The sequence below is a fragment of the Burkholderia sp. BCC0419 genome, assembly GCF_902830285.1.
Classification (GTDB): Bacteria; Pseudomonadota; Gammaproteobacteria; order Burkholderiales; family Burkholderiaceae; genus Burkholderia.
This window is the reverse complement of record NZ_CADESR010000001.1, coordinates 1,900,640-1,920,630: the sequence shown is the minus strand read 5'-3', so window position 1 is coordinate 1,920,630 and position 19,991 is coordinate 1,900,640. Positions and strand designations below refer to the sequence as shown.

Annotated in this window: 17 protein-coding genes; 7 read left to right on the top strand and 10 right to left on the bottom strand. The window is 67.3% G+C overall.

Translation table 11 applies throughout. The features are described from left to right. Positions 1 to 5: 5 nt before the first annotated feature. Genes HWW87_RS08575 through HWW87_RS08565 form a run of 3 tightly spaced genes read left to right on the top strand, consistent with a single transcriptional unit; the run spans position 6 to position 3,996 of the window. Positions 6 to 1,829, top strand: a complete 1,824-nt coding sequence (locus tag HWW87_RS08575; RefSeq protein WP_175819944.1) for a TadG family pilus assembly protein — start codon at positions 6 to 8, stop codon at positions 1,827 to 1,829. 13 nt (positions 1,830 to 1,842) lie between these two features. Then, positions 1,843 to 3,234: a sigma-54 dependent transcriptional regulator gene (locus HWW87_RS08570; RefSeq protein WP_175819943.1), complete on the top strand. Its 1,392-nt coding sequence runs from the start codon at positions 1,843 to 1,845 to the stop codon at positions 3,232 to 3,234. A gap of 54 nt (positions 3,235 to 3,288) precedes the next feature. After that, the gene (locus tag HWW87_RS08565) at positions 3,289 to 3,996 is read left to right on the top strand and encodes a DUF2968 domain-containing protein (RefSeq protein WP_175819942.1); all 708 of its coding nucleotides are present in this window, start codon (positions 3,289 to 3,291) and stop codon (positions 3,994 to 3,996) included. An 81-nt stretch (positions 3,997 to 4,077) separates the two neighbouring features. On the opposite strand, the gene hfq is transcribed toward HWW87_RS08565, so the two are convergent. Then, positions 4,078 to 4,605, bottom strand: a complete 528-nt coding sequence (gene hfq / locus HWW87_RS08560) for an RNA chaperone Hfq (RefSeq protein ID WP_175820696.1) — start codon at positions 4,603 to 4,605, stop codon at positions 4,078 to 4,080. Between the two features lie 295 nt (positions 4,606 to 4,900). On the opposite strand from hfq, the gene HWW87_RS08555 reads away from it, so the two are divergent. After that, positions 4,901 to 5,185: a PXPV repeat protein gene (locus HWW87_RS08555; protein ID WP_174429459.1), complete on the top strand. Its 285-nt coding sequence runs from the start codon at positions 4,901 to 4,903 to the stop codon at positions 5,183 to 5,185. A gap of 27 nt (positions 5,186 to 5,212) precedes the next feature. Here HWW87_RS08555 and HWW87_RS08550 read toward each other — a convergent pair whose 3' ends face one another. The 4 genes from HWW87_RS08550 to HWW87_RS08535 all read right to left on the bottom strand — a co-directional run bounded on the left by HWW87_RS08550 (position 5,213) and on the right by HWW87_RS08535 (position 10,328). Beyond that, on the bottom strand, positions 5,213 to 6,130 hold the full coding sequence (locus tag HWW87_RS08550) for a DUF1571 domain-containing protein (protein WP_175819941.1): 918 nt from the start codon (positions 6,128 to 6,130) through the stop codon (positions 5,213 to 5,215). Between the two features lie 27 nt (positions 6,131 to 6,157). After that, positions 6,158 to 7,912 carry an AMP-binding protein gene (locus HWW87_RS08545; protein ID WP_175819940.1) on the bottom strand — a complete coding sequence of 585 codons (1,755 nt, stop codon included), beginning with the start codon at positions 7,910 to 7,912 and terminating at the stop codon, positions 6,158 to 6,160. 158 nt (positions 7,913 to 8,070) lie between these two features. After that, the gene (locus tag HWW87_RS08540) at positions 8,071 to 8,892 is read right to left on the bottom strand and encodes a TetR/AcrR family transcriptional regulator (protein WP_174429456.1); all 822 of its coding nucleotides are present in this window, start codon (positions 8,890 to 8,892) and stop codon (positions 8,071 to 8,073) included. Between the two features lie 215 nt (positions 8,893 to 9,107). Continuing rightward, positions 9,108 to 10,328, bottom strand: a complete 1,221-nt coding sequence (locus tag HWW87_RS08535; protein ID WP_175819939.1) for an MFS transporter — start codon at positions 10,326 to 10,328, stop codon at positions 9,108 to 9,110. Between the two features lie 280 nt (positions 10,329 to 10,608). Here HWW87_RS08535 and HWW87_RS08530 point away from each other — a divergent pair, with 280 nt between their 5' ends. From HWW87_RS08530 to HWW87_RS08520, 3 genes are all read left to right on the top strand, one after another. Beyond that, entirely contained in the window at positions 10,609 to 11,151 is a 543-nt protein-coding gene (locus tag HWW87_RS08530) for a GNAT family N-acetyltransferase (RefSeq protein ID WP_175819938.1), read from the top strand. A gap of 125 nt (positions 11,152 to 11,276) precedes the next feature. Then, a complete protein-coding gene (locus HWW87_RS08525) occupies positions 11,277 to 11,903 on the top strand; it encodes a ParB/Srx family N-terminal domain-containing protein (RefSeq protein ID WP_175819937.1) in 627 nt (208 codons plus the stop codon). Between the two features lie 24 nt (positions 11,904 to 11,927). Further along, on the top strand, positions 11,928 to 13,658 hold the full coding sequence (locus HWW87_RS08520) for a SulP family inorganic anion transporter (RefSeq protein ID WP_175819936.1): 1,731 nt from the start codon (positions 11,928 to 11,930) through the stop codon (positions 13,656 to 13,658). Between the two features lie 22 nt (positions 13,659 to 13,680). On the opposite strand, the gene HWW87_RS08515 is transcribed toward HWW87_RS08520, so the two are convergent. The 5 genes from HWW87_RS08515 to HWW87_RS08495 all read right to left on the bottom strand — a co-directional run bounded on the left by HWW87_RS08515 (position 13,681) and on the right by HWW87_RS08495 (position 19,665). Then, a complete protein-coding gene (locus tag HWW87_RS08515) occupies positions 13,681 to 14,619 on the bottom strand; it encodes a carbohydrate kinase (RefSeq protein WP_175819935.1) in 939 nt (312 codons plus the stop codon). A gap of 133 nt (positions 14,620 to 14,752) precedes the next feature. Continuing rightward, positions 14,753 to 15,697: an ABC transporter substrate-binding protein gene (locus HWW87_RS08510; protein ID WP_175819934.1), complete on the bottom strand. Its 945-nt coding sequence runs from the start codon at positions 15,695 to 15,697 to the stop codon at positions 14,753 to 14,755. A gap of 99 nt (positions 15,698 to 15,796) precedes the next feature. Further along, positions 15,797 to 16,834: a ribose ABC transporter permease gene (locus tag HWW87_RS08505; protein ID WP_174386665.1), complete on the bottom strand. Its 1,038-nt coding sequence runs from the start codon at positions 16,832 to 16,834 to the stop codon at positions 15,797 to 15,799. A gap of 43 nt (positions 16,835 to 16,877) precedes the next feature. Then, positions 16,878 to 18,431 (bottom strand): sugar ABC transporter ATP-binding protein, encoded by a 1,554-nt coding sequence (locus tag HWW87_RS08500; RefSeq protein WP_175819933.1) that lies wholly within the window; start codon positions 18,429 to 18,431, stop codon positions 16,878 to 16,880. Next, positions 18,418 to 19,665: an ROK family protein gene (locus HWW87_RS08495; RefSeq protein ID WP_175819932.1), complete on the bottom strand. Its 1,248-nt coding sequence runs from the start codon at positions 19,663 to 19,665 to the stop codon at positions 18,418 to 18,420. The genes HWW87_RS08500 and HWW87_RS08495 overlap by 14 nt, the downstream gene beginning before the upstream one ends. Positions 19,666 to 19,991 lie beyond the last annotated feature (326 nt).

Below are 19,991 nucleotides of genomic sequence, written 5' to 3'. Positions count from 1 at the left end.
AAACGGTGACTACCCGGCACAGTGGCGGCACGATCCGCCGCGCGTCACGACAGCGCGGCGCGTTCTCGGTGATGGCGATCATCGCGACGCTGATCGCCATCACGACGCTTGGCGCCATTGGCGTCGGTAATCTCTTTTTCCAGCGTCGGGATGTGCAGCGGATTGCCGACATGGCCGCGCTCGCGGCCGTGCAGCGGATGGACGACGCCTGTTCGCAGCCGACTGCCACCGCGACCAGCAATGCACAGTCGAACGGGCTCAATGCGTCGAACGGCGACACGATCAACATCGAGTGTGGCCGTTGGGATACGTCTGTCAACCCGGCGCCGAGCTACTACGCTGCCGCGACATCCGGGACCACGCAATTGAACGCCGCCAAGGTGGTCGTCACGCGTCAGGTGCCGTTCTTCTTCGTTGGACCTCCGCAGACGGTGTCCGCGGTATCGACCGCGCGTTCGACCAACATCGATACGTTCTCGGTCGGCGCAACCCTGGCCGCGCTCGGCGGGGTCGGCTGCGCGGGCGGATCCGCGCCGACGTCCGGCAATCCGGGGCTCGTCAACGGGCTGATCGGCGCACTGCTTGGCGCTAACCTGAACCTGAACATCGGGTCGTATCAAGCGCTTGCCTGCACGAACGTGACGGTCGGCGATCTCGTCGTGGCGGCGGGTGTCGGCACGGTCGATCAGCTGCTCGCGTTGAAGCTCACGCTGCCGCAACTGATCCAGTTGATGGTGAACGCGGCCACGAAGACGGCCGTCGCGAACGCAAGCCTGCAGGCGAGCCTTGCCACGCTGCAGGCGATCCTGAACGCCAACGTTCCGGGCACGTCGATCGGTCTCGGCGGCGCGGGCGGCTTGCTGAACGTCGCGCTCGCGGATACGCAGGCGGCGCTCAACGCACAGGTGGATCTGCTCGACCTGCTGATGGTCGGCGCGGAGATCGCGGCAACGGGCAAGCCGGCGGTCGCGGTCAACGTGCCGTCGGTGAATCTCGGCGGACTGACGGGGACGCAGCTGCAGGTGCAGATCATCAGCCCGCCGTCGATCGGTATCGGCGAGGGCGGGATCGATCCGGCGACGGGAACGTGGCGTACGAAGGCGTCGACGGCGGCGGTGGGCGTGTATCTGAATGTCTATCTTGGTACGGCGCAGTTGCCGTTGGTCGGGCCGTTGCTGAGCGGGCTCGTGGATGCCGACGTCAATCTGCCGATTTATCTGCAAGTCGGCACCGGCACCGCGTGGCTGAACTCGACGCAATGCGCCGCCACGCCAGCAGCGAGCACCGTCGTCATTACCGCACAGCCGGGCGTCGCCAATCTGTGCATCGGGCAGCCGCCGCTCGATTCGTCGGGCAAGATCAGTCTGTCGTCGGCATACAGCTGCACGTCGCCTGCGCAGGTGATCAATGCGACTGTCCTTGGTCTTGCCGGGCTGAAGCTTGCCAACCTGAAAGTTTCAATGTCCAACGTATCGGTCCAGGTGCAGGGTGCGGCGCAACAGCACACGTTCAATGGCGTGCCCGGAATCGACGCCAACTACTGGACGGTCAATTCGAATGCGCTCGGCTCGGCGCTCAGTTCAGCGCTCACGCAACTCGCGGCCGCGAAGATCACCGCCACTCTCAGTTTGTTCGGCGCCGATCTGTTGTCGATTCCGTCGACCTTCGTGTCGACATTGCTAGGTTTTCTGACCAGTCTGCTCAGCCCGCTCCTGTCGAGCCTTGACGCAGTCCTCGTTCCGCTGCTGAATCTGCTTGGCGTCCAGGTTGGCGCGGCGACGGTCCATCAGATCTCGCTCAATTGCGGGGTCGCCCAAACGGTTTACTGAAGAAGCAGATCAGATGAGAAATACGCCCGCAATCGAAGAGCTCGACCTGTACGTCTGGGAAGGCAAGGCGGACATCGTCGACCGCGTCGCCCGGTGCATGGCGAGCTTCGACGTCGAAGTGATCCGCGCCGACAACGCGGTGGTCTCGCCCGAGCGCGCCGCGATGCGGCGGTCGCTAGCGATCATCAGCGTGACGATGATCGAAGGCGGCGCGGCATTCCTGCGCGACTGGCAGGCCAACATCGGCATGCCGGTGGTCTGGGTCGGCGCGGCGCGCGACCACGACGCGTCGCAGTATCCGCCCGAGTATTCGCATATCCTGCCGCTCGACTTCACGTGTGCGGAACTGCGCGGCATGATCGGCAAGCTCGTCACGCAACTGCGTGCGCACGCCGCCGAAACGTTGCAGCCGTCCGAACTCGTCGCGCACTCCGAATCGATGCAGGCGCTGCTGAACGAAGTCGATACGTTCGCCGACTGCGACACCAACGTGCTGCTGCACGGCGAAACCGGTGTCGGCAAGGAGCGCATCGCGCAACTGCTGCACGAAAAGCATTCACGCTACCGGCACGGCGAGTTCGTGCCGGTGAACTGCGGCGCGATTCCGGACGGCCTGTTCGAATCGCTGTTCTTCGGCCATGCGAAAGGATCGTTCACGGGCGCGGTTGTTGCGCATAAAGGCTATTTCGAGCAGGCGGCCGGCGGCACGCTGTTCCTCGACGAAGTCGGCGATCTGCCGCTGTATCAGCAGGTCAAGCTGCTGCGCGTGCTTGAGGACGGCGCGGTGCTGCGGGTCGGCGCGACGGCGCCGGTCAAGGTCGATTTCCGTCTGGTCGCGGCGAGCAACAAGAAGCTGCCGCAACTCGTGAAGGAAGGGCTGTTCCGCGCCGATCTCTACTACCGGCTCGCGGTGATCGAGCTGAGCATCCCGTCGCTGGAAGAGCGCGGCGCGGTGGACAAGATCGCGCTGTTCAAGTCGTTCGTCGCGCAGGTGGTCGGCGAGGAGCGGCTCGCCGAGTTGTCCGACCTGCCGTACTGGCTCACGGATTCGGTCGCGGACAGCTATTTCCCCGGCAACGTGCGCGAACTGCGCAACCTCGCCGAGCGCGTCGGCGTGACGGTGCGGCAGACGGGCGGCTGGGATGCCGCGCGGCTGCAGCGGCTGATCGCGCACGCACGCAGCTCGGCCCAGCCGGTGCCGGCGGAGAGCGCGGCCGAGGTGTTCGTCGATCGCAGCAAGTGGGACATGAACGAGCGCAACCGCGTGATCGCGGCGCTCGACGCAAACGGTTGGCGGCGTCAGGACACGGCCCAGCAGCTCGGCATCAGCCGCAAGGTATTGTGGGAAAAAATGCGCAAATATCAGATCTTCGACGAAGAGCCCGAGACCCGCGAAAGCGAGTAATTAATGAGATAAAATCGCGGTGAATTACAACGACTCGGGCGGGAATAAAACTTCATGAGCCATATGACGGGGTTGGGGCGGGTGAGCGTGTTGCTCGCGATGATGGGAGGCATGCAGGGCGCGTTCGCGCAAGGGCTGGCAGGCAGCGATTCGTCGGCGGTGCAGCAGGCGTCGGCGCCGGTGGCCGCGATTCCGGTGATCGATTCGCAGGCGCAGACGTCGGTGCAGCCGCAAGCCGGCGAGTCGACGGGGCCGAGTACGGTCGACGACTTGCAGCGCCAGATCCAGGCGCATTCGCTGACGGAAATGCGCACGAGCTACAACGGCAGCTACGGCGCCAGCCTGCTGTTCAACGTCAAGGACGGGGCGTACTTCGTCGCGTTGTTCCAGCAGAAGGCGTTCTGGCGCGTGATCAAGACTTACGACGAAACGCGTTCGGAAGCGATCTATCGCGATTTCTCGCACCAGGCCGAGCGGCTGGCCGTCAACGAACTGCGCGCGGCGAAGCTGGAATCGCAGAAGGCGCAGATGGACAAGCAGATCGAAGTCACGCAGGACCGCGCGCGGCGTCTGCAGGCGGACATCTCGATCGCCCGCCAGCAGCAGGCGGCGGTGGCGGATCGCCAGAAGAGCGTGCGGAGCGAAACGGCGGCGCTGCAGGCGCAGCAGGCCCAGCTCCAGTCGCAGCTGCGGGCGTTGCAGCAGCAGGTGCGTTCGCTGCAGCGCGAGGCCGACGCGGGCCTGCCGACGGCGGCACGCTGAACCGGGTAACGGCGGTGCGGCGACGTGCCGCGCCGGCCGTACCAGAGAAAAGGGCAAGCCGGTTGGCTTGCCCTTTTTGTTTTACTGGCCGTCCGGCACGATTCGCCGGCGGCGCGTCACGATGACCGGCCCGTTGCCGCCGCGGGAATCCGACGGCGCGGCGTTGCCGGATGCGTCGCCGGTGTCGCGCGGCGCGCCGTAGCTTTCGCGCGGTTCACGCGGCTCGCGCGGTGCGCCGTAGCCTTCACGCGGCTCGCGGGAGCCGTAGCCGCCGCCGTCGCCGCGCGATTCGCGCGGGCCGCCGTGCGAGCCGTACGGGCTGTGACCGCCGCCTTCACGGCCGCCGGGGCGACCACCGGTGCGCGGGCCGCGGGGGCCGCCGCCGCCGGGGCGCGAGCCGCCCGTGTCGAGCTGGATCGTGGAAATCGCACGCTTGTAGATGCCTTGCAGACCCACGGGGGTGCGCAGCATCACCAGATACTGGTCGAACGACTCGATACACCCCGTCAGACGAATGCCGTTGACGAGATAGATTTCAACACGCTTACGTTCCTTGCGCGCCGAATTGATGAAGTCGTTTTGCGGATGGGATTCTGCGGGATTGGCCATTGAGGTGCGGCAGGAGCCTGCGTCAGAGAATATGTTGTGCGTGTGTGTGGCGTGTTCGTCCACAAGGCGTTTGGCGGAATTCTACCCTGTTCGATAGGGAAGCGCGCAGTCGTGATTGTGTCGAACCGTAACCCACTATAGACGTTCCGGCGCATTTTCGCGATTAGGCCGAACGGCCTAGGTCGTTTCGTTACGCCGCGTTACGACTCTCGCAGCCCCGTATCACCTCGGCGCGCGCGCCGCGCTTACATTGGTTGCGCGAGCCGGGCGGGCCGGCTTATCAGGGATCCGGAGCATGAACAAGAGGCAAGTGGCAGGGGTGATCGGGAGCATGGCGTTGCTCGTTTCCGGTAGTGCAATGGCGGGGCATGTGGACCTGTCGGTCGGCATCGGCGTGCCGGTCGCGCCGGTCTATGTCCAGCCGGCGCCGGTCTATGTCGCGCCGCAGCCCGCCGTCGTCGCCTATCCGGGCTATGGATACGGCTATGACGGCGATGACGACGACGATCGCTACCGCAAGTGGCGCAAGCACTATTACAAGCACTGGCATCGGCACCACGGCGGCGACGATGACGATTGAGCCCGTGGCGAGCCCCGCCCGCGCGCGTCAGAACGCGTAGTCGGGGTTTTTCGGGTCGAATGCGGTGTCGTCGAGGGTCGCCGGCGCGATTGTCTCGATGACGATCCGCTCGAAGATCCTGCCGTCGTTGTCATAGGACTCGACGGTCCGGAAATAGGGTGCGTGCAGGTCGAGCCCCAGCACTTCCTTTTTCGCATAGAACTGGGGCCGGCCGGTCGGCGTTTCGTAGGTGAGCGCGACGACGCGCACGCCGCCGATCGTCCTGGCCTCCACATCGGTCGGCCGCTGCACGCCGGCTTCCAGGTATTTCTTCCCTTCGGTCAGGTACAGGTTCGCGATGAACTCGGTGCCGAGATCCTTCACCTGGTGATTCGACTGGGCGCGCGCCAGCGCGCCGTCGATCGCCGTCCACAGCGGAATCTTGCCGAGCAGGCCGCCGAGATGGCCGTACATCTCGTCCTTGCGCTGCGTCGTGTCGTAGATCGTCTCCTGTCCCGCATGCGCACCGCCCGGCAGCCATTTCGCATACACGCGCAGCGGCTCGCGGGTCGTCTTCACGAGCATGCGGTCGGGCGTGTCGGACCATTTTCCGCTGATGCGCTCCTGGCGCACCATCGTGAACTGGTAAGACGGATAGCCGTTCGGGCCGTTACGGATATAGAGCGGCACGGCGAGCGGATCGAGCGCCTTGAAGAGCGCCGTGAGCGTCGCGTCGTCGAGTTGCGCGAGCGTGCCGCGCTGGGCTGCCGTGCGCAGCCAGCGCGCCTGTTGCGCGGGCGGCTCGTGCGCGACCTTCGCGAGATCCGCGGGTAGCGCGGCTGCCGGTGCCGCGCTCGCGGCGCTCGCCGTTTCCTGTGCTTGCAGGCCCGCCTGGGCGAGCGACAGCACACACGCGACGGCCGCCGTAGCGGCATGCCGCGCGCGGCGCTTCATTCCTTCGTTCATCCAGCGTCTCCCGGAGCGATGGATCGTTCAGCCTTGCTTCGCGGCGTTGAGTTTGGCGAGTTCCTCGTCGCGCAGCGCGCGGCGCAGGATCTTGCCGACGTTCGTCTGCGGCAGCGCGTCGCGGAACTCGACGAATTTCGGCATCTTGTAGCCGGTCAGGTTCTTGCGGCAGTGCGCGAGCACGTCCTCGGCCGTCAGCGACGGGTCGCGGCGCACGACGAACACCTTGATCCGTTCGCCCTGTACCTCGTCCGGAATGCCGATCGCCGCGGCTTCGCTGATGCCGGGATGCATCACCAGCACTTCCTCGATCTCGTTCGGATACACGTTGAAGCCCGACACGAGGATCATGTCCTTCTTGCGGTCGATGAGGCGGATGAAGCCGCGCTCGTCCATCACGCCGATGTCGCCGGTGGCGAGCCAGCCGTCGGCGTCGATCACCTTGGCCGTCTCGTCGGGGCGCTGCCAGTAGCCGCGCATCACCTGCGGCCCGTGTACGCACAGCTCGCCCGGCTCGCCGATCGCGGCCCAGGTGCCGTCCTCGCGGCGAAATCGCACGATCGTCGACGGCGCGGGCAGCCCGATCGAACCGCTGAACGCGGCCATGTCGTTCAGGTCCACGGGATTCATCGTGACGATCGGCGAACACTCGGTGAGGCCGTAGCCTTCGACCACCGGCCGGCCCGTCACCTGCTGAAAGCGCTCGGCGACCGCGCGCTGCATCGCCATCCCGCCCGCCATCGCGAGCTTGAGCTTCGAGAAGTCGCGCTTGCGGAATTCCTCGTTGTCGAGGAACGCGTTGTACAGCGTGTTGATGCCGGTGATCCCCGTGAACGTCTCGTGGCGGATGATCTTCATCACCATCGTCATGTCGCGCGGGTTCGCGATCAGGATGTTGCGCCCGCCGAGCCCCATGAAGATGAACGCGTTCACCGTCAGCGAATAGATGTGATAGAGCGGCAGCGGCGTGAGCACGGTTTCGACGTCGCCCGACACCTGGTCGGCGATCCAGGCCTTCGCCTGCAGCAGATTCGCGATCAGGTTGCCGTGCGTGAGCATCGCGCCTTTCGCGACGCCGGTCGTGCCGCCCGTGTACTGCAGGAACGCGAGATCGTCGCGCGTGATCTGCACCAGTTGCGGCTTGCCGCGCGCGCCGAGCGCGAGGGCCGAGCGCAGCCGGATCGCCTGCGGCAGGTGATAGGCCGGCACGAGCTTCTTCACGTGCTTCAGCACGAAATTGATCAGGCGTCCTTTCGCGTTGAAACCGTCGGCGAGCAGGTCGCCGAGCGCGGTGACGACGATATTCTTCACCTGCGTTTCCGGCAGCGCGTCCTGCAGCGTGCGCGCGAAGTTCTCGAACACGACGATCGTCTGCGCGCCGCTGTCCTTCAACTGGTGCGCGAGTTCGCGCGCGGTGTAGAGCGGATTCACGTTGACGACGATCGCGCCGGCCTTCAGCGTGCCGAACAGCGCGACCGGATACTGGAACGTGTTCGGCAGCATGATCGCGACGCGGTCGCCGGGCTTCACGCCGAGGCTTTGCAGATACGACGCGAATGCGTCGACCTTCTGCGCGAGCGTGCGGTAGGTCATCGACGCGCCGGCGCTCACGTAGGCGACGCGGTCGGCGAAGCGGGTCGTGCATTCGTCGAAGAACTGCACGAGCGACGCATATTGCGTGACGTCGATCTCGTGCGGAACGCCGGGCGGGTACGACGCGTACCAGACGGCGTCGGTGTTCGGCGGAATCTGGGCCGAGGTGGGTGCTGCGGAAGATGACATGACGTGTCTCCGGTCTTGGCTCTCGGCGAGGGCCCGCGCGCCAGGCGCCTGCCCATGCCCCGTGCTTCGCGGCCGGCCGGCGCGGGCGTCTCGACGCCGCGCCTGACCGCGCGTATCAATCAAATCGTGAACAGGAAGCCGCGCGTGGCCTCGCGCGTTCAGTTCGTGGAATGCAGCGTCGCCGTCTCGGCGGTGGTCGCGCCCGACTGCGGCAGCCCGAACGCTTCGCTGGCGCCCGCGTCGTCGAGCACGGCCGCGAAGATCGACAGTTGCGCGCTGTCGGGCATCGGCGCCTTCAGCGCGGCGACGATCAGCGACGACAGCCGCGCGATCATCTGCACGTCGTTCATCGTGCGACCTTGCGAGAATTCGTCGATCAGGCTTTCCGTTTCGGCGCCCGCGAGCGCGCCGGACAGCGCGCCGATCGCGAAGTGCAGCCGCCAGCCGAGCTCGGTGCGCGGCAGGTGCGGCAGCGCGCGCTGGAAGGCGTCGAAGAAGCGGCCCGCGACGCTCGCGTAGTGCGCGGTCAGGAAGTTGCGCACGAACGGCGAAGGATCGGTGTATGCGCGGCCGATCAGCCGCAGGAACCCGGGCCCGCCGCGTTCGGGATTGCGCGATGCCTTCAGCGCCGGAATGAACATCGCGCCGAGCACGTGCTCGCAGGTGATGTGCGTGCCGAGCTGCGCATCGAAGCGATCGAGGATGCCGAGGCGTTCCTGGTTCAGCTGGTCGAGCCGGCGCGACAGCATCGCGTGGATCAGCGCTTCCTTGCTGCCGAAGTGGTAGTTGACCGCGGCGAGATTGACCGCCGCGCGCGAGGTGATCTGCCGCATCGACATCGCTTCGAAGCCATGTTCGATGAACAGATCCTCGGCCGCATCGAGAATGCGCGCCTTCGTCCCGCCGGCCTGCCGCGGGCCGGATGACCGCGCCCCGGACGGCCGTCCCGCAGATGGCCGCCCTTCCTGACTTACTGCCATGTTCCGCCTCCCATGCCGGTTTCCCGGCCGCGAACAGGTGATTTGATTATTCGATTCAAACAGTCGTTTTTATTAAGATAAAAAAACGCGGGTGGAGCGGGCAAGCACGGAATCTGGACCAATTCCTCTAGTTCGATGTGCAGGTGCGGAAAGCGCGGCACCCGCTCCCGGCGGGGCGGGGCGCGCGCGATGGTGCAGTGCCGCAACGCGCGGGTTCACCCGACGGCGCTACGCGTATTGACCGATTGCGTCATGTCGATGCCGCGCCGCTCGCGGCTGAACTGGATCAGCACGGCGATCGCGACGGCGACGATGCCGGCCACGAGCGCGAGCGCGAAGCCGTAATTGTCGTGGTTCGACACGGCGAACGACGCCTGCATCGTCGCGTTGCCCGACGCGAGCAGGTTGCCGAGCTGGTAGACGACGCCGGGGAAGGTTGCGCGGATCTCGTCGGGCGAGATCTCGTTCAGGTGGACCGGTATCACGCCCCACGCGCCCTGTACCGAGATCTGCATCAGGAACGCGCCGGCGGCGAGCGCGATCGGGCCGCTCGAGAACGCCCACAGCGGCAGCACGGGCAGCGCGATCAGCGCGGCGATGAAGATCGCGCGGCGCCGGCCGATGCGCTCCGAGATCGAGCCGAACGACAGGCCGCCGACGATCGCGCCGATGTTCAGCACGATCGTGATCCACGACACGGTATGCGGATCGAAGTGATGCTGTTCGCGCAGGAAGGTCGGATAGAGATCCTGCGTGCCGTGCGAGAAGAAGTTGAACGCGGTCATCAGCACGATCGCGTAGATCGTGAGTTTCCAGTTCTGCTTCAGCGTGGCGCCGAGACTCGGGCGCGGGCGCTTTTCCATCTGTTTCCATGCCGGCGATTCGGGCACGTGCGCACGTACGTACAGCACGAGCAGCGCGGGCAGCACGCCGACCATGAACATCCCGCGCCAGCCGATGTACTGGTAGAACAGGCCGAACACGACGGACGCGAGCAGATAGCCGCTCGGATAGCCGGCCTGCAGCAGCCCGGACACGAAGCCGCGCGCGTGGGTCGGCACGGTTTCCATCGTCAGCGCGGAGCCGACGCCCCATTCGCCGCCCATCGCGATGCCGAACAGCGCGCGCAGCACGAGCAGCGCGGTCAGGCTCGGCGCGAAACCCGACGCGAGTTCGAGCAGCGAATAGCACGCGATGTTGACCATCAGCGTCGGGCGGCGGCCGAAGCGGTCGGCGAGCCGGCCGAAGATCAGCGCGCCGAGCGGGCGCATCGCGAGCGTCAGCGTGAGCGCGAACGCGACGGCGGGGATCGTCGACGCGAATTCCGCGGCGATGTCCTTCAACACGAAAACCATCAGGAAAAAATCGAACGCATCGAGCGTCCAGCCCAGGTAGGCGGCGATCGTGACGTTGCGTTGCTCGCGGGTCCAGCTCATGTCCGGGGTCTCCTCGTTGGCTTGCGCGCTCGCGATAGGCATGCGGATGCCGGCCCGGCTCGCGCGCGGCGCGGGGCACTGATCGAGTGTAGGCTTCCGCGCTGCGCGATGTGGGGCGCGATAACCGCGAATCGGGAATAATCCCTACGAAATGCACTGTTTCGGAAACGGCAACGGAACCGCGCGAGGCTCGCGACAGGACTCTGTATCATTCCGGAAGGCTTTTTGTATCCGTTCTGTAATGCGCTCGATGCGCAACGCCACCGAATCAGGAGTCCGGATGAATAACCGTTCCGCCGACACATTGCCCGTGCTCGACACCGCGAGGCTGTGGCTGCGTCCGCGCGTGCTGGCCGATCTCGACGCATGCATCGAGATGGATCGCGATCCCGAGGTCACGCGCCACATCGCGGGCCCGTGGCATGACCCCGTCGAGCATCGCCGCTTCGTCACGCACCGGATCACGCGCGACTATCCACCGGGCCTCGGCTACTGGTCGATCTTCGAGAAGGCCGCGCCCGACGTGTTCATCGGCTGGATCCTGCTGATTCCCGACTATAAGGACGGGTCGCGCGACGTCGAGATCGGCTGGCGGCTCGTGCGTGCGACGTGGGGGCGCGGCATCGCGAGCGAAGCCGCGACGGCCGTCGTGCGGCATGCGTTCGACACCGTGCGCCTGCCGCGCGTGATCGCCGATATCGCGGAGGCCAACAGCGGCTCGCTGAACGTGGCGCGCAAGCTCGGCATGCAGCGCGTAAGCGTCGTGCACGACGGCATTCCTTACATTCGTCATCGTCTCGAACGCGACGATTTGCGCGCGTAGCGCGGCGTCGTGCATGCGGCGGATGTCAGAGATCGTCAACCGGACGCGTATCGCGGTCATGACGGATTAACGGCTCGCGCGATCAGGCGTATCGTTGCCGGAATTTCGCAACATGGGGTACGACCATGGCACTCGGCAACGACGTTCATCTCATTCCCGTCAGGCTCGACGCGCTGCGTCCGACCCAGATGACGGTCGGCTATCGCGAAGTCAAGGCGAAGCGCAAGCACTGGAAGGCGCTGGACAAGCGCGCCCGCAAGGCCGCGATCGATTCGCACTGGTTCCCGGCCGTCCTCGGCCCGGACGGACTGCACTACATCACCGATCACCACCATCTCGGCCTCGCGCTGATCGAGGAGGGCGAGGCGCGCGTGAACGCGATGCTGCTGAAGGATCTGTCGTGGCTCGACGACACGATCTTCTGGCGGATGATGGAACACAACCAGTGGGTGCATCCGTTCGGCCCGGACGGCTCGCGGCGCGACTACGCGAACTTGCCGAAGGCGCTGACGGGGCTCGAGGACGATCCGTACCGCAGCCTCGCCGGCGAGCTGCGCACGGCGGGCGGCTATGCGAAGGACGCGACGCCGTTCAGCGAATTCCTGTGGGCCGACTATCTGCGCCAGCACGTGTCGCTCGACCAGGTCCGCAAGAACTTCTTGAAGGCGCTCGATATCGCGCTACACCGCGCGCACGACCAGGATGCGCGCTATCTGCCCGGCTGGTCGGGCGTGATTGCCGTCAAACCCTGAGCGGCGCACGCTGCCGTCCGCCTCATGACCACCGCCCCGATCCGCCCCGACGCCGGCCCGCAGCATCCCGACCATTTCGCGCCGCTCGATGCGCCTTCGCCGCCGCCCAAGCGGCGCGTCGGCCTCGATGCGCTGGCCGGCCTGTCGATTGCCGGCCTGCTGATTCCCGAGGCGGTCGCGTATGCGGGGCTCGCCAACCTGCCGCCGCAGGCCGGCCTGATCGCGCTGCTGTCGGGGCTCGTCGTCTATGCGCTGACGGGCAGCAGCCGCTTCGCGATCGTGTCGTCGACGTCATCGTCGGCCGCGGTGCTCGCCGCGACCGTGCTCGCCGAATCGGGGATGGCGCTGGCCGCGCAGCTCGCGCTCGCGGCGGCGCTCGTCGCGATGACGGGCGTGCTGTTCATCCTGGCCGGCGTCGCGCGGCTCGGCGGCATGTCGGATTTCGTCGCGCGGCCCGTGCTGCGCGGCTTCACGTTCGGCCTCGCGCTGACGATCGTCATCAAGCAGCTCCCGAAGATTCTCGCGATTTCCGTGCAGCACGGCGATGCGCCGCACGTCGCGCTCGACCTGCTCGCCGGCGCGCCGCACGCGAATCTCGCGAGCGTGGTGCTCGGCGCGACCGCGCTCGCGCTGCTGTTCGTGCTCGGTCGCGGCTCGCGCGTGCCCGCGACACTCGTCGTGATCGTGCTGTCGATCGCGGCGGGCTACGCGATCGACTGGCAGCGGTACGGAATCGCGGTCGTCGGCCATATCGATTTCCGGCACCTCGAATTCGGCTTGCCGCATCTCGACCGCAACGCATGGATGCAGACGGTCGAGCTCGCATTCGCGCTGATGCTGATCCTGTATGCGGAGTCGTACGGATCGATCCGCAACTTCGCGCTGAAGCACGGCGATACCGTGTCGCCGAACCGCGACCTCGTCGCGCTCGGCTGCGCGAACCTCGTGTCTGGCCTGCTGCACGGGATGCCGGTCGGCGCCGGCTATTCGGCGACGTCGGCGAACGAGGCGGCCGGTGCGCGGTCGCGCTTTGCGGGCCTGTGGGCGGCCGGCGTGGTCGCGCTGATCGTCTGGCTGCTGCTGCCGCAGCTCGCGCGCACGCCCGAGCCCGTGCTCGCGGCGATCGTGATCTTCGCGGTCAGCCATTCGCTGCATCCGTCCGTGTTCCGGCCGTACTGGGCCTGGCATCGCGACCGGCTCGTCGTGATCGCGGCGCTGCTCGCGGTGCTCGTGCTCGGCGTGCTGCACGGGCTGCTCGCGGCCATCGGCGTGAGCCTGCTGCTGACGCTGCGCAAGCTGTCCGAGCCGAACGTCAGCGTGCTCGGCCGGCTGCGCGACAGCCACGATTTCGTCGACGTCGCGAGCCATGCCGACGCGAAGCCGGTGCCGGGCGTGCTGATCGTGCGGCCCGAGGCGCAGCTGTTCTTCGCGAATGCTGACCGGATGCTCAATCGCGTGCGGGCGCTGATGAAGGCCGCGCCGGACACGCATACCGTGATGTTGAGTCTCGAGGAAACGCCGGATGTCGACGGCACGACGATCGAATCGTTGCGCACGTTCGCGGCCGAATGCGCGGCGCGCGGGCTGCGGCTCGCGCTCGTCCGGCTCAAGATGCACGCGCTGCATGCGCTGCGCCGCGCGGCGGACGATACGCTGCACGACGGCGCGATGTCGGAGCTGAGCGTCGACGAAAGCTTGCAACTGCTGCAGGCCGGCAGGCCGCCGGACGGTAGCGACGGCACCAGCGCCGCGTGACGGCGCGGCGCCTCGGCGCCGTCTATTGCGAAAGCGCGGCGCTAGCTGCGGTGCGCTCGATCATGTCGGCCACTTCCGCGGCCGTCGGCGCATAGGCGCCCGCATGTGCACAGGCGACGGCCGCGCACGCGGCCGCGTAGCACAGATGCTCGGCGGCCGGCGCATCGGGCCGTGCAAGCTGGCTCGCGAGCCAGCCGCCGATGCTCGCATCGCCGCAGCCGACCGTGTCGGCAACTTCGGTCGGGAACGCGGGCTGGAACAGCACGGTATCGCGATGCAGCAGCTGCATGCCGGCCGCGCCGCGCGTGACGAGCATCGTCGCGTCGGGCGCCCACGCACGCAGTTGCGCGAGCGCGGCCGCTTCGTCGAGTTCCGGAAACAGCCCGCGCAGATCCTCGTCGGATACCTTGATCCAGTCGGCGAGCGCGGCCAGCCGGCGCAGCGTGTCGCGATACGACGGCGCAGCCATCGGCGCACGGAAGTTCGGGTCGAACGAGATTCGCTTGCCGGCCGCGCGCGCGGCCTGCGCGAGTTCGATCAGGCGCGACGCGAGCGGCTCGCGCACGACACCGAGCGAGCCGACGTGCACGATGTCGGCCGCGTCGAAGGCGCCGGCGGGCAAGTCGGCCGGATCGAACGCGAGATCGGCGCTGTTTTCGCCGATGAAGAAATAGTGGGGCGGCTGCTTCGATACGACCATCGCGAGCAGCGGTGCGCGGTCGACCTGCCGGATGAAACGCATGTCGAGCCCCGCGTCGGCGCTCTTGCGCATCAGCTCGTCGCCGAAGGTGTCGCGGCTGACCGTGCCGGCGAAGGCCGTCGGCGCGCCGAGTCGCGCGCCGACGCGCGCGACGTTCCAGCACGAGCCGCCGGCGATGCTGTGCCAGTGCTGGGCGTCGTCGCGGATGAAATCGGTCAGCGCTTCGCCGAAAACGATCAGGCGGGGAAACGTCGTCGTCATGTGGAAACCTTGTGCCGCGGCATCGCGCGCGGCCGTACAGCGGTTGATCTGAATCTGAACGGTCGGGCGATGCGGGCCGTCGCGTGCGGCGACGCGGCCCGGCACCGCCCGGCCTCGCGGGCGATCGCCGCGATCAGCGCGGGGCGCTCCAGCCCTTGTAGGTCTTCACGTTGTCGCGCGTGATGAGCGTCGGCTCGATCAGGATCATCGGATTGGCCGGCTTCTGGCCGTTCATGATCCCGTAGCCGACGTTGACGGCCTGCTGCGCCATCGCCCACGGATCCTGGCTCGACGACGCCTGCACGAGCGTGTTGGACTTCAGCGCCACCTCGATGTCGGGCGCGCCGTCGACCGACGTGATCACGACGTTCGGGCGGTTCAGCTGTTTCGCCGCGAGATCGCTGCCGATCGCCTGCGGGTCGTTGATCGTGAACACGCCGTCGAGCTTCGGAAAGCGCGTCAGGTAGCCCTGCATCGCGTTCATCCCGCCTTCGCGCGAGCCCTTGCCGTCCTGGTCGCTCGACAGCAGCTTGATGCCGGCGTTTTTCGCGAGCACGGCCTTGCAGCCGTTCACGCGATCGATCACGGCCGACACCTGCGGGCCGTTCTCGATGATCACGTTGCCCTTGCCGTTCAGCTTCTTCGCGAGGTAGTCGCACGCGAGTTCGCCGGCCTTCACGTTGTTGGTCTGCACGGTCGCGTTCGCGCCGGCCGCCGCGACGTCCACCGCGACGACCGTGATGCCGGCCGCCTGCGCCTTCTTCACCGCCGGCTCGATCGCCTTCGGGTCGGTTGCGTTGAGCAGGATCATGTCGACGTGCGCGGAGATGAAGTTGTCGATCTGCGTGAACTGCTTGTTCAGGTCGTAGTCGGCCGATACGGCCGTGACCTTCGCATTCGGGTTGAGCTGCTTCGCACGCGCTTCGGCGCCTTTCACGATCGTGACGAAGTACGGATTGCCGAGCGACCCGACCGTGACGCCGATCGATTTCAGCGGCTTGTCGGCTGCATGGGCGGCGGCGGCGCCGAAGGCGAGTACGCAGGCGGCGGCAGTCAGGGCGGCGGTGTGCTTGAACATGTCGTTGTGTCTCCGTGAGGTCTGTTGGCGAACGGGCGCAGGAGGACCTGCCTGCGCCCCGATGGTGGAACGGTAAGGAATGCGTGGTGAGGGAAGGTGTCAGGTCCGGGCCGAATCGCGCTGGCGATAGCGGTCGAGCGCGACCGCGCCGATGATCACGAGCCCCTTGATGATGTACTGCCAGATGTCGGACACGCCGAGCAGCACGAGGCCGTTGGTCAGCACCGCGATGATCAGCGCGCCGATCAGCGTGCCGACGATCGACCCGACGCCGCCGACGAAGCTCGTGCCGCCGAGGATCACCGCGGCGATCGCGTCGAGCTCGTACGACTGGCCGAGCTGCAGGCCGTTGGCCGCATACAGGCGCGCGGCCGACATCACCGCGCCGAGGCCGGCGAGCAGGCCCGACGCCGCATACACGAACATCTGGATCGCCCGCACGTTGATGCCGGACAGGCGCGCGGCTTCCGGGTTGCCGCCGACCGAATAGATCCGCATCCCGAGCACCGTGCGGCGCAGGATGAACCACGAGATCGCGATCACTGCGCATGCGATCACGACGAGCCACGGCACGCCGAGGATCGAGCCGTTGCCGATGAACGCGAACGGCAGTTGCGGATTGAACACGGTCGTGTCGTTGCCGATCAGGCGTGCGACGCCGCGCACGGCCGTCATCGCGCCGAGCGTGACGATGAACGGCGGCAGGCGCAGGAACGAGATCAGCCCGCCGTTGATCGCGCCGAACACGAGGCCGACCGCGAGCGCGAACGGCACGCCGAGCCAGCCCCAGCCGGGAATGGTCGATGCGATGAGCGCCGCGACGGCCGCGGCGGCGAGCACCGAGCCGACCGACAGGTCGATGCCGCCCGTCAGGATCACGAAGGTCATGCCGGCGGCGAGCACGATGTTGATCGACGCCTGCTGCGTGACGATCGACAGGTTCTGCAGCGTGAAGAAGCCGTCGGTCAGGAAGCCGAAGCCGGCGCACAGGACCAGCAGCACCGGCAGCATGCCGGCCGTGCGGATCAGCGATTGCATGCGGGCGCGATGATCGGCGCCGCGCATCAGGGGCGTGCGGTTGGCGACCGGGTGGGCGGTCGCGGAAGCGAGGTTCCGCTGCTTGGTCGGGTTGATCATTTCGGTAGCCTGAATGTGAGAGTGAAATGAAAAGAGGCGGCGCTTAGTGCGCGTCGGCCAGTTCGGCCTGCGAGCCGGTGGCGAGCGCGATGATCGCTTCCTGCGTGATCGGCGTATGCGTGTGGCCGCCGAGTTCGCCCGCGATCTCGCCTTCGCGCATCACGAGCACGCGGTCGGCGACGCCGATGATTTCCGGCAGTTCGCTCGAGATCACGATCACGCCCACGCCGGCACGGGCCAGCTCGTTGATGATCCGGTAGATCTCGGATTTCGCGCCGATGTCGACGCCGCGCGTCGGTTCGTCGAGGATCAGCACGCGCGGCTTCGTCTCGAGCAGGCGCGACAGCAGCACTTTCTGCTGGTTGCCGCCCGACAGCGCGCCGACGTTGACGTTCGCGTGCGGTACGCGGATCGACAGCGATGCGATCGCGTCGCGTGCGCGTGCGGCGCCGCGGGCGAGATCGAGCGCGCCGAGCCGGGCATCGCGGTTGCACACCGAGATGTTGATGTTGTCGCGCACGCTCATGTCGAGGAACAGGCCCTGGCGCTTGCGGTCCTCGGTCAGGTAGACGAGGCCCGCGTCGATCGCGTCGCGCGGCGAGTGCGCGCTGAACGTGCGCTCGCCCAGCTTCACGTCGCCGCGCACGCGCGGCTCGGCGCCGAAGATCAGCCGCGCGAGCTCGGTGCGGCCCGCGCCGACGAGGCCCGCGATGCCGAGCACCTCGCCCGCATGCAGGTCGAGGCTGCAGCCGCGTACGCGCGCGCCGTCGGCGATGTCGCGGACCGACAGCAGCAAGTGGCCGGGGTCGTACGGCGCGTGTTCCTTCTTGTAGAAGCCGGAGATGTCGCGGCCGACCATCATCGCGACGAGCCGCTCGGCCGACAGCGCCTCGCGTTCGAGCGTGCCGACGTACGCGCCGTCGCGCAGTACCGACACGCGGTCGGACAACTCGTAGATCTCCGCCATCCGATGGCTGATGTAGATGATCGCGAGACCTTCCTCGCGCAACTGGCGGATCAGGCGGAACAGGTGTTCGGTTTCGCGCGACGACAGCGGCGTGGTCGGCTCGTCCATCACGAGGATGCGGGCGCGGGTGTGCACGGCGCGGGCGATTTCGACGAGCTGCTGTTCGGCGATCGACAGCGTGTCGACGAGCGTGTCGGGGCCGAACGGGGCGCCCAGGCGCGCGAGCACGTCCTGGCAGTCGCGCGCCATCGCCGCGCGGTCGATGGTGCCCCAGCGCCGGTTGCCGCGGCGCAGTTCGCGGCCGACGTAGATGTTTTCCGCGACGGTCAGGTTCGGCGACAGGCACAGCTCCTGGTAGATCACCGCGACGCCGGCATCGCGCGCGGCGAGCGGGCCGTCGATGTCGATGCGTTCGCCATCGATCAGGATCTCGCCGCCGGCGTCGGCGCGGTATGCGCCCGACAGGATCTTCATCAGCGTCGATTTGCCCGCGCCGTTCTCGCCCATCAGCGAATGGATCTCGCCCGGATAGACGGTCAGGCTGACGTTGTCGAGCGCGCGTACGGCCGGGAACGTCTTGCTAATCCCGCGCATTTCGAGCAACGGACGGGGCGACTCAGATCGCGACATGGTTGACCTCCTGCGAGTCGGTGCGGGCGCCCTTGAGGATGCCGGCCCGCGGGGAGAAGTTGAAAAACATCGGCAGCGTGGCGGCGCCGATCGCGCCGGCGTCGGCGCCGAACGTGCCGCGCACGAGCACGGGCGTGCCGCGTGCCTCGGGCGCGGTGGCCACGAGCGCCGCGCGCAGGCGGGTCGTGACCGCGTCGAGCAGGCCCGCGTCGGTGTCGGCGTCGATCACGACCACCGGCGCGTCGATCACGCACAGCACCGCGCGCAACGCCGGCGCGAGCGCGTCGACGCAATCGTCGATCCATTCGTCGACGGCCGGCAGGCCGCGGGCGATGCACGCTTCGAGATCGGCGCGGCTCTCGACCGTCTCGCCGTGATGGCGCAGGTGGCGCACGAGCGCATGCAGCGATGCGCGCGCGAGCAGGATGTCCCACTGGCCGCGCGGCGGCGGCGCGGACGCCAGCCGGCCCGGCGGCACCGGAATCACCGCGATGTCGCCCGCGTTGCCGGTCACGCCGCGCAGGCAGTCGCCGTCGATCGCGATCCCGCCGCCGATCGCCGGCCCGATGAACAGGTAGACGAAGTCGTCGCATTGCCGGCCGTACCCGTAGAACAGTTCGGCGATTGCGGCCGCGTTGCCGTCGTTTTCGCCGAATACGGGCAGCGACAGCGTGCGACCGAGGTCGGCCGCGAAATCGACGTCTTCCCACGCGCGGAACGTGTCGGGCGCGAGGCCGAGCTCGCGCATCCACGCGCCGAGGTTGTACGGCTGCGCGACGCCGATGCCGGTCAGGCGGGCGCGTTCATGGTCGGGGAGCAGGGCCTGCATCGCGTCGATGTCGTGACGCACGATCTCGAGCACGTCGGCGGGCGGGGGCAGCAGCGTGTCGTGCGAGCGGCGGCCGAGCACGTCGCCCGCGAAGTTGACGAGCGCCGTCTCGATGCGCATCCGGTCGAGATGGACGCCGATGCCGAACGCGCCGCGCGGATCGAGGCGGATCAGCGACGCGGGCTGGCCGCGCTGGCCTTCGGTGCGGCCCGCGAATTCGATCAGCTTCGCGTCGGCGAGTGACGCGATGATGCTGCCGACCGCCGTACCCGTCATGCTCGCGAGACGGGCGAGATCGGCCTTCGACGCGCTGCCCGCGCGGCGCAGCGTTTTCAGCAGCAGGCGCTCGTTGTAACGGCGCACGTTGGCCGAGTTGCTTCCCTGGCCGAAGTGCGGGCTTCTCATGGCGTCTCCTTCCATGGTGCGTCAGGTGTCGACGCATTAAATAAATCACGTTGATTTATTTAACCGCGTGAGCGACGGCCTGTCAGCCTAGGGAAATCCCGGTTGTATCCGGAAATGAGGGCCGGGCGCGGGCGCCCGCGGCCCGCTGCGAGGCCGGGAATTTCGAATTCGTCTGATGGATTTGCTGCCGGTCGTAGGTCACGATTACCGGCCGGACTGCACGCGACAGGGCAGCCGGAAGAGGGCGATGTCTGCGGGGCGCCGCGTGATGCGGGGCCGGCAGCGTCGATCGTTCATTGGGCGCAATACGGCAGAGGCCGTTCAGC